Source organism: Akkermansia muciniphila (genome assembly GCF_030848305.1).
GTDB lineage: Bacteria > Verrucomicrobiota > Verrucomicrobiia > Verrucomicrobiales > Akkermansiaceae > Akkermansia > Akkermansia muciniphila_A.
The window spans coordinates 1,623,299-1,637,624 of record NZ_CP114598.1; the positions used below are offsets into that span (position 1 = coordinate 1,623,299).

A 14,326-nucleotide genomic window follows, 5' to 3' on the forward strand; every position below is an offset into this window, starting at 1 on the left:
AATTAATGGTTTATGCAGGAGGAAGTCCGGCAGCTGATTGAAGAATTGCGCCACGCTGTGACGCGTCCGTGGGCGCTCATGGAGGTATGCGGAGGCCAGACGCATGCGATTGCCTCTCTGGGGCTGGAGGAGCTGTTGCCTCCCGGCCTGCGCCTGATTCACGGCCCCGGCTGCCCGGTCTGCGTGACGGCGGTGGAGTTGATTGACCAGGCCGTGGAATTGAGCCTGCGGCCCGGCGTAGTTTTGTGCAGCTACGGGGATATGATGCGGGTGCCGGGTTCCCGCGGAGATCTGTTTTCCGCCAAGGCCAGGGGGGGAGACGTGCTTTTGATGTATTCTCCGCTGGAAGCGGTCGCTTATGCCGGAACCCATCCTGATACGGAAGTGGTGTTTTTCGCCGTAGGGTTTGAGACGACGGCCCCGGCTACGGCGCTTGCCCTGCAGCAGGCCCGCGCGCTGGGGTATGCCAATTTTTCCGTTCTCTGCGCCCATGTGCTGGTTCCCCCGGCTCTGGAATGGCTGATGGAGCAGGATGAGGGAAGGCCGGACGCCTTCCTGGCCCCCGGCCATGTCTGCGCCGTCACGGGGGAAATGGATTACGGGCGTCTGGCCACCCGTTACCGGACGCCCATGGTGGTGACGGGGTTTGAGGCTCCGGACCTGCTCCGCGGCATTCTGATGTGCGTCCGTCAGCTGGAAGCCGGGGAATATGCAGTGCGGAATGCGTACGGGCGTTATGTGAAACCCGGTGGAAACAGGGCGGCGCAGGAAAGAATGAATGAAGTTTTTGAGCCGGAAGACCGTCATTGGCGCGGGCTGGGGTTGATTCCCCGCGGCGGCATGAGGCTGCGCCGGGAGTGGCGTGCTATGGATGCCGTTCTTCGTTTTGAATGCGGAACGGGGAGGCCGGGAGCGGATGAAGCTTCCGGATGCCTGGCCGGGCAGGTGCTGAGGGGGCTGATTCGCCCTGGGGAATGCCCTTTTTTTGGCTCGTCCTGCACGCCGCTGACCCCGCTGGGCGCTCCCATGGTGTCCGGGGAAGGAGCATGCGCCGCTTATTATCATTATAAAAGAAGTTGATGCCATGTTTGAGTGTCCTGTTCCTGAACCTGTCTCCGACCGTATCCAGATGGCTCACGGCGGCGGAGGCCGTTTGATGAATGAGCTGATTCGTTCCGTGTTTCTGAGCGCCTTCGGTTCCCCTTCCGGCGGCGTGCAGAATGACGCTGCCGTATTGGAGGTTCCTCCGGGGAGGCTGGCGATGACGACGGACAGCTTTGTGGTGCAGCCTTTGGAGTTTCCCGGGGGCTCCATCGGTTCACTGGCGGTGCACGGAACGGTGAATGATCTCGCCATGAGCGGCGCGGAGCCGTTGTATTTGACGGCGGGCTTTATTCTGGAAGAAGGGCTTCCGATGGAGGTGCTGACCCGCGTGGCGCAGGATATGGCTGCCGCGGCTTGTGCGGCGGGCGTCCGTATTGTGACGGGGGACACGAAGGTGGTGGAGCGCGGAAAAGGGGACGGCATTTATATTAATACTGCCGGGGTGGGCATCGTGCGCCATGGGTTGGAGATCAGCCCTTCTTCCGTTCGTCCGGGGGATTCCGTGCTGCTCAGCGGGGATTTGGGGAGGCACGGCATGACGATTATGAGCCTGCGCGCCGGGCTGTCTTTCGGAGATGGCCTGGAAAGTGATTCCGCTCCGTTGCACGAGTCTGTGGCTGCCGTCATTCGTTCCGGCATTCCCGTGCATTGCCTGCGTGACGTGACCCGCGGCGGGTTGACCGCCACTCTTTCGGAAATTGCGGAATCTGCCGGCCTGACGGTGAAGTTGAATGAAATGTCCATTCCCGTGCGCGAGGATGTCAGGGCGGCGTGCGGCCTGCTGGGGCTGGACCCGCTTCAAGTGGCCTGTGAGGGGCGTTATCTGGCTATTCTTCCCCGAGAGTATGAGGAAGAGGCCCTGAACCTGATGCGCGGCTGCGGCGTATCCGCCGGAGCCTGCGTCATAGGCCATGTGGCGGAATTGGGGACGGCGCCCCTGCTGATGACGGGGCGTCTTGGTGTGGAGCGGGTGCTGACGATGCCTTCAGGAATGCAGCTTCCCCGCATCTGCTGACGCCTGGCGTTTTGTATGGAAAATGCGGAACCATGGGGGATGCGGAAACTTCTCCCGGCGCGGGGAATTTCAGAACGGCCTTGCGTCCATCCTGTCTTTCCGGAAGTGGGACAAAATGGCGTGGTGCGACATTTTGTCTCTTTTTGGTGTGACATTATGTCCCGTTTTCCTCTGTCAGGGAAATAGTGGAAAGGAAGGAAGAAACGATATAATATCATCATAATATGATATTTATGTTTATTGTTCTGTATGCCTTGCCAGGTTGGCATGCCATTTGCAACAAGAGAGGCAAGAATATGAGTTTGCCTGCATGACACTTCAGGTCATGAGGAAATCAAATCTCAACGAAATCCATTCAAAACAATCTAAAATAACGATATGGCTAAAATATTAGGAATTGACCTTGGCACGACCAACTCGTGCATGGCTGTGATGGAAGGCGGTCAGGGAACCGTACTTGAAAACAGCGAAGGTGCGCGCACCACTCCCTCCATTGTCGCTTTCACCAAAAGCGGTGAACGCCTCGTGGGGCAGGCCGCCAAACGTCAGGCGGTAACCAACCCGAAAAACACCGTGTTTTCCTCCAAGCGCCTCATCGGCCGCAAATACAGCGAACTGACGGAAGAAGATAAAAAGGTGCCTTACGAAATTGTGGAAGCTCCCAACGGGGATGCTTATATCCGCGTGGACGTGGGCGGCGAAAAGAAGACCTTTTCTCCCCAGGAAATCGCTTCCATGGTGCTGGCCAAGCTGAAAGCCGATGCGGAATCCAAACTTGGCGAAACCATCACGGAGGCCGTGATTACCGTCCCCGCCTATTTCAATGACGCCCAGCGCAACGCGACCAAGGCCGCCGGTGAAATCGCCGGCCTTAAAGTGCGCCGCATCATCAATGAACCGACGGCGGCGGCCCTGGCCTACGGCCTGGACAAAAAGTCCAATGAAAACATTGCCGTATATGACCTCGGCGGCGGCACCTTTGATATTTCCGTGCTGGAAATCGGCGACGGAGTGTTTGAGGTGAAGGCTTCCGACGGCGACACCCACCTGGGCGGCGACGACTGGGACAACGCAATCATCAACTGGATTATAGGCGAGTTCAAGAAAGACTCCGGCATGGATCTTTCCAACCAGCCTGACGCCATCCAGCGCATCAAGGAAGAAGCGGAAAAGGCCAAGATCGCCCTTTCCTCCACCCAGAGCTATGACATCAGCCTGCCGTTCATTACGGCGGACGCTTCCGGCCCCAAGCATATCCAGCTGACGCTGAGCCGTCCCAAGCTGGAACAGCTCACGGAAGACCTGCTGGACCGCACCCGCAAGCCTGTGCTGGACTGCATTGCCGCGTCCGGGCTGAAAACCGGAGACATTGACGAGCTGGTGCTGGTGGGCGGCATGACCCGCATGCCCGCCGTTCAGGAAATGGCCCATACGCTGGCTGGCAAGGAACCGCACAAGGGCGTGAACCCGGATGAAGTGGTGGCCCTGGGCGCCGCCATTCAGGGCGGCGTGCTTCAGGGGGACGTGAATGACGTGCTTCTGCTGGACGTGACTCCGCTGACCTTGTCCATTGAAACGATGGGCGGCATCGCCACTCCGATGATCGAACGCAACACGACCATCCCGGTGCGCAAGAGCCAGGTGTTCTCCACCGCCGCCGACAACCAGCCCGCCGTGGACATCCGCGTTTGCCAGGGCGAACGCAAGATGTTTGAGGATAACAAGCTCCTCGGCAACTTCAAGCTGGACGGCATCTCCCCCGCTCCGCGCGGCATACCGCAGATCGAAGTGACCTTTGACATTGACGCCAACGGCATTCTGCACGTATCCGCCAAGGACAAGGGCACCGGCAAGGAGCAGAAAATTTCCATCCAGGGCTCCAGCGGCCTTTCCAAGGATGAAATTGAGCGCGCCAAGCGCGACGCTGAAGCCCACGCGGAAGAAGACAAGAAACGCGCTGAGGAAATTGACACCATTAACCAGGCTGACTCCCTCTGCTTCTCCGTGGAGCGCCAGCTTAAGGATATGGGGGACAAGCTGCCCCCGGAACTCAAGCGCGAAATTGAAGACAAGGTAACGCGTCTCAAGGAAGCTGTCTCCAAGAAAGACATCACGGCGATCAAGGCTGGCAAGGAAGACCTGGAATCCCGCCTGGAAGCCCTGTACAAAGCGGCGGAAGCCGCCCAGCAGTCCGCCGGGGCCGCCGGCCCCATGCCGGGCGCCGCTCCCGAAGAGGAATCTTCCGACGGTCCCCGCAAGGCGAAGGGCCGCGTGGTGGACGCCGAAATCGTGGACGACGACAAATAAGCAATCCCCTTCCCGCCGGAGTGGGAAGCGATTCCCCCTCCGGCGGAACATTACATCCCGTATTATTCATCTACAACAACATCAAAACAACATACTATGGCAAACATCAAACCCCTAGGACAACGTGTGCTGGTCAAGCGCATTGAAGCTGAAACCAAGACGGCCGGCGGCCTGTTCCTGCCGGACACCGCCAAGGAAAAACCCCAGGAAGCCGAAGTGATTTCCGTAGGCACCGGCGGCCGCGATGAAAAAGGCGCCCTGATTGAATTCACCGTGAAGCCCGGAGACCGCGTGCTTATTTCCAAGTACGGCGGCACGGAAATCAAACTGGACGGAGAAGACTACCTTATCCTGTCTGAAAATGATATTCTGGCCATCATCGGCTAAACGGCACCGCACACACACTCAACATCATTTTAAATATTAATATTATGGCTAAACAAATCCAATTTGACGAAACCGCCCGCCAGGCTCTGCTCCGCGGCGTGGAACAGATTGCCAAGGCTGTCAAGAGCACGCTGGGACCTGCCGGCCGCAACGTAGTGATCGACAAGAAATTCGGTTCCCCCCTCATCACCAAGGACGGCGTAACCGTGGCCAAGGAAATTGAACTGGAAGACCCGTTTGAAAACATGGGCGCCCAGCTTGTCCGGGAAGTCTCTTCCAAAACCAATGATGTGGCCGGGGACGGCACCACTACCGCAACCGTGCTGGCTGAAAGCATTTACCGCGAAGGCCTGCGCAACGTTACTGCCGGAGCCAACCCCATCTCCCTCCAGAGGGGCATCATGAAGGCTGCGGATTCCGTTGTGGAAGAACTCAAGAAAATCAGCAAGCCTGTTGACTCCAGCAAGGAAGTGGCCCAGGTCGCTACCGTCTCCGCCAACTGGGACGCTGAAATCGGCAACATCATCGCGGAAGCCATGGACAAGGTGGGCAAGGACGGCACCATCACCGTGGAAGAAGCCAAGGGCATTGAAACCACGCTGGACGTGGTGGAAGGCATGCAGTTTGACAAGGGATACCTGTCCCCCTACTTCGTGACTAACGCGGAAACGATGGAAGCGGTGCTGGAAAACCCCTACATCCTCATCCACGAAAAGAAAATCAACAACCTGAAGGACTTCCTTCCGCTTCTCGAAAAAGTGGCCAAGAGCGGCCGTCCCTTCCTGGTAATTGCGGAAGACATTGAAGGCGAAGCTCTCGCCACCCTGGTGGTCAACCGTCTGCGCGGCGTGCTGAACATCTGCGCGGTCAAGGCTCCCGGCTTCGGCGACCGCCGCAAGGCCATGATGGAAGACATCGCCATCCTTACCGGCGGCAAGTGCATCACGGAAGACCTGGGCATCAAGCTGGAAAACGTGGGCATTGAAGACCTCGGCCAGGCTAAGCGCGTGGTTGTTTCCAAGGATGAAACCGTTATCGTGGAAGGTTCCGGAAAATCTTCCGACATTGAAGCCCGCATCTCCCAGATTCGCCGCCAGATCAAGGACACCACGTCTGACTACGACCGCGAAAAACTCCAGGAACGCCTGGCCAAGCTGGCCGGCGGCGTGGCCGTCATTCATGTGGGCGCCGCGACGGAAACGGAAATGAAGGAAAAGAAGGCCCGTGTGGACGACGCCCTGCACGCTACCCGCGCTGCGGTGGAAGAAGGCATTGTTCCCGGCGGCGGCGTGGCGCTGATTCGCGCCCAGAAGGCCATTGACACTCTCAAACTGGAAGGTGATGAAGCAACGGGCGCCCAGATCGTTTATCGCGCTGTGGAAGCTCCGCTCCGCCAGCTGGCCTGCAATGCCGGCCGTGAAGGGGCCCTCATTGTCGCCAACGTGAAAGGCATGAAGAATACTTCCGAAGGTTACAACGTGGCCACGGACAAGTATGAAGACCTGCTTGCCGCCGGCGTGGTGGATCCGACCAAGGTGACCCGTTCCGCTCTGCAGAATGCGGCTTCCATCGCCGGTCTGCTGCTTACCACGGAATGCGTCATCGCCGACAAGCCCGAGAAGAAGAGCTGCGGTTGCGGCTCCGGAGCTTCCGACATGGGCGGCATGGGAGGAATGGGCGGCATGGGCATGATGTAAGCCCCGTCCGTTTCTTTGAAACAAGGCAATCGGCTTCAAGGCTCCCCGGTTTTCCGGGGAGCCTTTTTTATATTGCTTCATCAGGAGGCGGTTTCAGGAAAGAGGCTGCACAGAATGTCCGGGGAATGGAAGAATATTGAATGATGACAGGAAATATCTGTCTAATCATTACATGACGAAGTTACATAAGAATATATTGTTTGCGGCCGTGGCATTGGTCATGCCTTCCGCCCTGGCCGATATCCCGGAGTCTTCCGTTCCGGCTGCCGCCGTTTCCAGTATCAAGGGAGCTTATCCGAACGCCGGTTTCATTGAATGGGACTCTGAAATGCATGGCTTGAAAAAGATTTACGAAGCCGAATTCAAAATTAACGGATTCCAGTTTGACGTGAAGATTGCCCCTGATGGGAAAATTGTGCGGATTAAGGAAGAAATGGCTGTTTCCTCTCTTCCGGAAGCCGTTCGTTCGTCCGTTTTGAAGCGTTATCCGGGGTGCCGGATTAAGGAAGCGAAAAAAATTACTGAAGGAGAACTTGTCCGTTACAAGGTGGAAGTGGAGGACAGCCGTGATGATTATGATGTGCTGATTGCCCCTGACGGAAATATCCTCCATATAGACCGTTAGGATTTTTGTTCATTTGACGAAAGCGGGAGGAGAGCGGATGAGTCCGCTCTCCTCTTTTTTTGAGGCCGGGGAAGTGTGTGGAAAATGTAACGAAATGTTCACGTTTTAAAACGGGCGTGCGGAAGCGTCCTCCTGTAATAAAGGGGCGTTTATTACGCATATGGACCCAATCTATTACTTGATCATAGGATTGATACTGGCGTTATCCTGCTTCGACCTCGTTGTCGGAGTTTCCAATGACGCCGCCAACTTTCTGAACTCCGCCGTCGGTTCCAAGGCCGCTCCGCGCAGGACAATTGTGCTGGTGGCCGCTGTGGGCATCATCATCGGCTCGTTGTTCTCCAGCGGCATGATGGAAATAGCCAGAAGCGGCGTATTCATGCCGGCCCGGTTTTCTTTCCATGACATCATGCTGATCTTCCTGGCGGTCATGTTGACGGATGTCATCCTGCTGGACGTTTTCAACACGTTCGGCCTTCCCACTTCCACTACGGTTTCCATTGTTTTTGAACTTCTGGGCGGCGCCGTGGCTACGGCCCTCTTTAAAATCTGGTCCGGGGAACCGGGCGTTGCGCAGGAATTGTCCGGCTACATTAATTCCTCCAAAGCTCTGGCAATCATCTCAGGCATTTTTTCCTCCGTTTTTATTGCTTTCATCTGCGGGATAACGGTTATGTGGATTTCCCGCCTCATTTTCTCCTTCAACTATCAAAAGTCCTTCAACTATCTGGGAGCCGTCTGGTGCGGCGCGGCCCTGACGGCTATCACTTACTTTGCCATTTTCAAGGGGCTGAAGGGAAGCACGCTGGTCACCAAGGAGATGCTTCGCCACCTGGACGCCCATATCTGGCTGTACGTTGGCTGCAGCCTGGCATTCTGGACCGTCCTGATGGCCGTGCTCCAGTATCTTTGCAAAATTAACATCCTGAAAGTATCCGTTCTCGCGGGCACCATGGCGCTGGCCCTTTCCTTTGCCGGGAATGACCTGGTCAACTTCATCGGCGTTTTCATGGCGGGGCAGTCTTCCATGGAAATTGCGGCTGCCGCCGCAGCGCAGGGGGCGGACCTTTCCACTCTGTCCATGGACGGCCTGATGGCCCCCGTCACGGCGGATTGGCGTTACCTGCTGGGTGCGGGCGTCATCATGGTTCTGGCCCTCATGTTCTCCAAAAAGGCGCAAACCGTTACGGATACGGAAGTCAATCTGGCGAGGCAGGGCGGGGGAGTAGAGCGGTTCGGCTCCGTCCCTCCGGCCCGCATGGCGGTACGCTATGCCCTGAATGCTTCCCGCGCCGTGGAAAAAATCATGCCCGCCTGCGTTGGGAAATTTATTGAAAAACGCTTCCGGCCTGTGCCGGAAGGGCCGGATAACGGCGCTTCTTTCGACCTCATTCGCGCTTCCGTGAATTTGACGGTGGCTGCCCTGCTGATTTCTCTGGCCACGTCCCTTCGGCTTCCTCTTTCCACCACGTATGTGACGTTCATGGTGGCGATGGGTTCCTCCCTGGCGGACAAGGCCTGGGGGCGGGACAGCGCCGTGTACCGCATCACCGGGGTGATTACGGTGATTTCAGGGTGGTTCTTCACGGCCTTTGCCGCGTTTTCCATGTGCTTCATTGTAGCGGCCTGCATCCTGTATGGCGGCCTCTTCGGCATCATCGCCATATGTTCTCTGGCGGCTTTCCTGCTTCTGAAAAGTTCCAGGCTCCATCGCCAAAGAACCCGGGCTGCGTCCCAGGTGCAGACCGCCGATTACCGGGATCCGGCCGCCGCCGCGCGCTGCAATGAGGAAATTATCGAGCTGATGAAGCGCATGGCGGAAATCTATGAAATGAATCTGGAGGCCCTGAACGTGGAGGACCGGAAGCGTCTGAAAAAACTCCGGAAAGAAGCGCGCGGCATCCGCCGTTCCCTGAGCGATAAAATGGCGATGGAAGTCATGCCCGTCGTCCGTGAACTCCCGGACAAGAAGGCCGACCGCGGCAAGCGCTATGTGCAGATGGTGGAATACGCTGCCTCCGTTTTTGAATCCCTCTCCAATATTACTGCGGCCAGCCATGCCTATATCGACAACAACCATGAAGGTCTGGATTTGGAAAGGATAGAGCTTCTGCGGGGAATGAACAGCCGTGTTTCCTCCCTCTACCCCCGTTTCCGGGAAATGATGGAAAGCAATGACTATACCGGGCTGGACGAATGCCTGGCAGGCATGGACGCTCTGGATGAAGAATTTGCGGATGCCGTCAAACAGCAGATCATTCTGCGTCCGGAAGATGCTTCCGATATGCGACGGACGCTTCTCTATCTCAACCTTCTTAATGAAACCCGGACGATGATCCGCAAAGCGCTTCTTCTTGCTAAAATCCAGAGGAAATTTGTTCTTGGACGGTAGCGTCTCCCTGTCATTCACGGCCGTGCCGACGGCGAATGCTTCCGGCGCGGACGTTTTGCCTGGGCTGTTCCCGTATGGGGAGCGGCGGCCGTGCCTTTTTTATTCATATGAAAAAAGGCTTCTTTGCGGATAGAGCATGTTTTCTGCCTGTGGGCGCAATGTCTTGAAAATCTGTTTCCAGGCGTTGCCATGTATGTTGCCGTCCCAAGGGAACAAAAAACCGCAAGTCTTGATAAACAATAACTTGCGGTATAAAACTGGTACGGGCGATGGGAATCGAACCCACGTCTCAAGCTTGGGAAGCTCGCGTCCTACCATTGAACGACGCCCGCATGAAATGCGGATGCCTATTTAGCGGCAGAAGGCCCGGATGTCAAGACCACAGAAAAAACGTGTCCTCTTTTTTGTTATTTTAACGCAGTAATGAAAAAAAACTTGTCTTATTCCGTGATTTGAACATAATACGTCCGTTGCGCGGGTATAGCTTAATGGTAAAGCTCCAGCCTTCCAAGCTGATTATACGGGTTCGATTCCCGTTACCCGCTCCATCTTTTTATTAAATTCACCTGCTAAATACTTCCTTTATGAAAGCCAGGTTTATGACAAAGGCGGCGCTTAGTGCGCTGGCACTTGCGTTTGCGGGCGCTCTTCCCGGTGTAGCTCAGCAAACTGCTTCTCCGGCAGCCGCTCCGGCTGCTGATTCGGTTAAAGCCTCCGCTGTTGAAAAGGCTTTTATGAAGAAAATGGCGGATATTGTTCAGGCTGGCCTGAAAGCTGGCGCTCTGGATATGAAGGCGGTGTCCGGAGTTTTGAATGAAGCTGTCAAGGCCGGCGTGTCTGATCATGTGATGGGGACTATGGTGTCTATGGCAGCGGGCGCTTTCCCGTCCAATGCTCCTGCCGTCGCTTCCGCCGCTGTTCAGAGTTATGGGCCGGACGTGAAGGAAGAACAGGTGCGCAATGTGATTGCTTCCGCCGTTTCCTCCCAGCCCCGCCCTTATGTGTCTGTGGCTCCTATTTCGGAAGCGGTTGAAAAAGCTTTGGGCAATTCTCCGGTAGCCGCTGCTGTTCCTTCCATTGCTGTGGGCGTGGCGGAGCAGACTCCCGATAATCCCCTCACAGGGGTAACGGCTCAGGAACGCGGCTTGGTAAGACCTAATGAAGATGTCCCCGGGGGCTCTCTGGTTCTTCCGGGCGGTCTTCCTATAGGCGGCACGCCCTTCGGTCCTGCGCCCGTATCCAATCCTGCCGGCAATTAACCTGATTCTTATTTAGCAAATAACATGAAGAGCCTTTTTTATCTCTCCCTGGTGGGCGCCGGCATGTTTGCCGTTCATGCCAACGGGCAGTCTCTGTACACGCTGGCAGGTCCGGTTGGCCTGGAGGAGTCCCTTCCTCTTAAGTGGTCTTTCAATCTGGCGGGAGGGTATGACGATAATGTCAACGCCTCCAATTACAACCAGCAGGAATCCGCGTTCATCAGCACGGACATCGGCGCTTCCCTGGCCAACTACGATGCCGTGACCCAGTATTCTTTCTCCGCCAAGCTCGGGGGTATTTTTTACCTGAAGGATCTTGATGGAGGAACGAATGAAGCCCTTTCCAATTCCACGCTGTCCGCCAAACTTTCCCATAGTTTTGACCAGACGTTGCGCTATAACGGCGCCGTCTCCTTCGCGTGGCAGCCGGAACCCAACTATTCCAACGGTATTGCCAATGCCCGCCGGGATGGCGACTACATTTACGTATATGTCTCCAGTTCCGTGAGCAAGGCGTGGACTTCCCGTTATTCCACAACGCTGGGCGCCAATTTCTCCATGATCGACTATCAGGAAGACTCCGCCAAGACGGATAACCGCGATTATGTCGGCATGAATTTCACCAACCGGTACAAGTGGACGGAACGCCTGGCTATTTCCCTGGGCTGGAACGGTTCCTACTGTAATCGCGAATACGGCAACAACGAATTTTCCAACTTCGTCATGGCCGGCGCTGAATACGCGGTGAGTGAAAATACCTCCGCCACGCTGCGCGTAGGTCCGCAATTCAAATATGTTGAGAATTACGGGACAAAAACCTATCCTTCTGCGGAATTCGGCTTAAACCACCGTGTGAGCGACCGTTTCATGCTGGGGACGTTCGTCCGTTATTCCAACGAAGCGGTGAATACCTATATCCCTTACAACGGCGCCAGCTATTACTCCAATGAAACGTGGCGTTTTGGGATACACAGCACGCTGAAGCTGACGCACCGCGTCAGTCTGAATTGCGGAGCGAACCTGATTGCCAGCGATTATACGCGTCCCAGCTCCATCGGCAACAGTGACACGTCCAACCTGACCTTCAATGCTACCGCCGGTATCAAGCTTCTGCTGACGAATGCCCTGGCTCTTACGGCCCAATATTCCTACACTAACGGTTCCTACAGCGGCTATAACTACCCGATGCCCTCCTACAACCGCAATGTGTTCTCCTTCGGCATGAATTACAGCTTCTAAGTCTTGACTGACCATTAATGCCTTTACTCCTCTAATTGCGAATTTTCATTCACAATTAGAGGAGTTTTTATCTTACTGCCTTACTATATTTCATGAGTGCCCAGGATCAGCAGAACAGTGATCGCATCGTACGCAATATTGACTATTTGCAGGTTTTAAAAAATCGCTGGAAGGAAGTCTTTCTTGTCTTCCTTCTGGTGCTGGTCATTTCCGTGGTAGTGACTTTCCTGATGCCGCCCTCCTACCGGGCGACCAGCCAGTTCCAGATTAAACTGCCCAAGCCTGTGATGGATATCGGCAGAGGGGGGGACGTAGTTGCCACTTCCAATGTGACGGCCAACTACATTCCCATGCAGTATTCCGTGCTGACTTCCGCCGAAGTGCTTAAGGTGGTATCCAGGAAACTGAACCTTGCCGCGGAATGGGGGATGACGGATGAAATGGCGGCGACCAATCTGTTCGGCATGATCAAGGTGGCCCCCGTGCGCGCCACGGACCTTGTGGACGTTATTGTGTCCGGTCCGGACCCCAAACTGGTGCAGAATATCGCCAAAGCGGTGCCTGAGGCGTACAAGCAGGACCGTGAAATGCGCGAGAACCGTCTGGTGGAAACTGCCATCAAAAGTCTGAAGGATGTCCTCCGGGAACAGGAGGATGCCGTCAATGAAAAGATGATGGCTCTCAAAAAGCTGATTGCGGAGAGTTCCTACCTGCCTACGTCCTGGAGAAACGGCGAACACCGCAGCACCCTGACGGCCGGCATGGAAGAGGAGGAATTCCGGAACGCCAAAGCGCAGGCCATGGATTTTGAAAGGAGGGAAAAGGAACTGGCTTCCTATGTGCAGGAATTGCAGCGTCTGCCCGACGACAAGTTGCTGGATTACGTAATCAGTTCCGATTTGCTGAATGCGGAGACTGTGGGGGCGGATGCTCTCCGTAAGACCTATGCCGAATTTTCCGACAAGCTCAAGGAAAAGGAAAATCTGAAGTCCCAGAATATCGGCCCCAAGCATCCCAAAATGCTGGCATTGCTGGAAACGGAAAGAATTCTGGGGGATAAGCTGAACAAGGAATTGATAGGCCTGCGTTCTTCCCTGAAGAGCAAGTTGGAAATGGTTGCCGCAAGCCGGAAGCACTGGGAGGCGACCGTTGCCCAAAAAGAGGAAGATCTCCAGAAGCACGTTCTGCAGGTGCCCATGTATGAACAGGCCAGCCGTGATTATGACGCTGCGCTGGATCAGCTTAAGGAACTGGATTCCCGGTACAAGGATGAGATTGCCCGTTTGCGCGTACCCCGTGAAGCGATTGAAATGTATCAGCTGCCGACCTATCCTGTTGCTCCTTACAAGCCGAATGTGACTATTAACCTGGCGGTGGGAGCGGGCGCCGGGCTGCTGCTGGGCATCGGGTTGGCCCTGCTTCTGGAATTCATGGATACTTCCGTGAAGACCATGGAAGACGTGGAACGGGCTCTTCAGGTTCCCGTACTGGGCATTATTCCCAAGAATGTGCCGATTTTGCATTCTTCCGGTGTCATGGGGCCGGACGCGGAAGCCTACCGCATTTTGCGGACGAACATCGAATTCAACAAGAAAGGGCTGGAGGAAATTTCGCTGACCTTTGTTTCCGGCAGCGCCGGGGAAGGGAAGACCACCACTCTGTGCAACCTGGCCTATATCTGCGCCCAGGGGGGATATGCCACCCTGATGATCGACGCCGACCTGCGCCGTTCCAAGCTTCACCGGTATTATGAGCTGGACAATGAGCTGGGGTTGACTTCCTATCTGCTGGAAGATTATCCGCTGGAGGAAGTAATTTTCCAGACGCCCATTGAAAACCTGTATGTCATGCCTGCGGGGCCCACTCCCTTTGATCCTTCGGGCGCCTTGAATTCCCGCAAGTTTAACGAATTGCTGCAGGAAGTGAAGCAACGTTTTGACATTGTGCTGGTGGATTCCCCTCCCATCCTGGGGGTTAGCGACTCCGCCGTCATTGTGAGCGAGGTGGACATGACTCTCATGGTTGTCCAGCCCCGCAAACTGCCGCTGAAAGCCCTGTTGAGGCAGAAGCAGGTAATTGAGTCCGTGGGCGGCAATCTGGCCGGCGTGGTGATGAATAATGTGGACATCACGTCTGATCACCAGTATCAGTATTACACAACTTACTATTCCTACTATTCTACGGATGGCTCTTCCTCCGGCGAGAACGCGGAAGCCTCTTCCATGAAGAAGGCGGAACGTTCCGGAAAGGCCAAGGAACTGGTGGCCACCCAGTCCCATGATAGTGAAGATTTGTATTAAC

At 55.7% G+C, this 14,326-nt stretch carries 10 protein-coding genes and 2 tRNA genes; 11 read left to right on the forward strand and 1 reads right to left on the reverse strand.

The genetic code is table 11. The features are described from left to right. The first annotated feature begins 12 nt into the window (after positions 1–12). The 7 genes from hypD (at position 13) to O4G22_RS07160 (ending at position 9,527) form a co-directional block, all read left to right on the forward strand. Entirely contained in the window at positions 13–1,080 is a 1,068-nt protein-coding gene (hypD, locus tag O4G22_RS07130) for a hydrogenase formation protein HypD (protein ID WP_306701398.1), read from the forward strand. Between the two features lie 4 nt (positions 1,081–1,084). Beyond that, positions 1,085–2,119 carry a hydrogenase expression/formation protein HypE gene (gene hypE, locus O4G22_RS07135; protein WP_306701399.1) on the forward strand — a complete coding sequence of 345 codons (1,035 nt, stop codon included), beginning with the start codon at positions 1,085–1,087 and terminating at the stop codon, positions 2,117–2,119. A gap of 378 nt (positions 2,120–2,497) precedes the next feature. Continuing rightward, entirely contained in the window at positions 2,498–4,426 is a 1,929-nt protein-coding gene (gene dnaK, locus O4G22_RS07140; protein ID WP_102732276.1) for a molecular chaperone DnaK, read from the forward strand. 96 nt (positions 4,427–4,522) lie between these two features. Continuing rightward, complete coding sequence (gene groES / locus O4G22_RS07145; RefSeq protein ID WP_012420445.1) at positions 4,523–4,813, forward strand: co-chaperone GroES; 291 nt, start codon at positions 4,523–4,525, stop codon at positions 4,811–4,813. Between the two features lie 41 nt (positions 4,814–4,854). Beyond that, complete coding sequence (groL, locus tag O4G22_RS07150) at positions 4,855–6,510, forward strand: chaperonin GroEL (protein WP_297407555.1); 1,656 nt, start codon at positions 4,855–4,857, stop codon at positions 6,508–6,510. Between the two features lie 172 nt (positions 6,511–6,682). Then, positions 6,683–7,135, forward strand: coding sequence for a PepSY-like domain-containing protein (locus O4G22_RS07155; protein ID WP_295979852.1), 453 nt, complete (start codon positions 6,683–6,685; stop codon positions 7,133–7,135). 160 nt (positions 7,136–7,295) lie between these two features. Then, positions 7,296–9,527 carry an inorganic phosphate transporter gene (locus tag O4G22_RS07160; RefSeq protein ID WP_306701400.1) on the forward strand — a complete coding sequence of 744 codons (2,232 nt, stop codon included), beginning with the start codon at positions 7,296–7,298 and terminating at the stop codon, positions 9,525–9,527. Positions 9,528–9,785: 258 nt separating this feature from the next. On the opposite strand, the gene O4G22_RS07165 is transcribed toward O4G22_RS07160, so the two are convergent. Then, a tRNA-Gly gene (locus O4G22_RS07165) sits at positions 9,786–9,859 on the reverse strand. Positions 9,860–10,001: 142 nt separating this feature from the next. On the opposite strand from O4G22_RS07165, the gene O4G22_RS07170 reads away from it, so the two are divergent. The 4 genes from O4G22_RS07170 to O4G22_RS07185 all read left to right on the forward strand — a co-directional run bounded on the left by O4G22_RS07170 (position 10,002) and on the right by O4G22_RS07185 (position 14,325). After that, positions 10,002–10,075: transfer RNA gene (locus O4G22_RS07170), tRNA-Gly, on the forward strand. 186 nt (positions 10,076–10,261) lie between these two features. Further along, on the forward strand, positions 10,262–10,786 hold the full coding sequence (locus O4G22_RS07175; RefSeq protein ID WP_290489121.1) for a hypothetical protein: 525 nt from the start codon (positions 10,262–10,264) through the stop codon (positions 10,784–10,786). Positions 10,787–10,810: 24 nt separating this feature from the next. After that, positions 10,811–12,025: a hypothetical protein gene (locus O4G22_RS07180; protein WP_290489122.1), complete on the forward strand. Its 1,215-nt coding sequence runs from the start codon at positions 10,811–10,813 to the stop codon at positions 12,023–12,025. A 92-nt stretch (positions 12,026–12,117) separates the two neighbouring features. After that, positions 12,118–14,325, forward strand: coding sequence for a polysaccharide biosynthesis tyrosine autokinase (locus O4G22_RS07185; RefSeq protein WP_306701401.1), 2,208 nt, complete (start codon positions 12,118–12,120; stop codon positions 14,323–14,325). Position 14,326 lies beyond the last annotated feature (1 nt).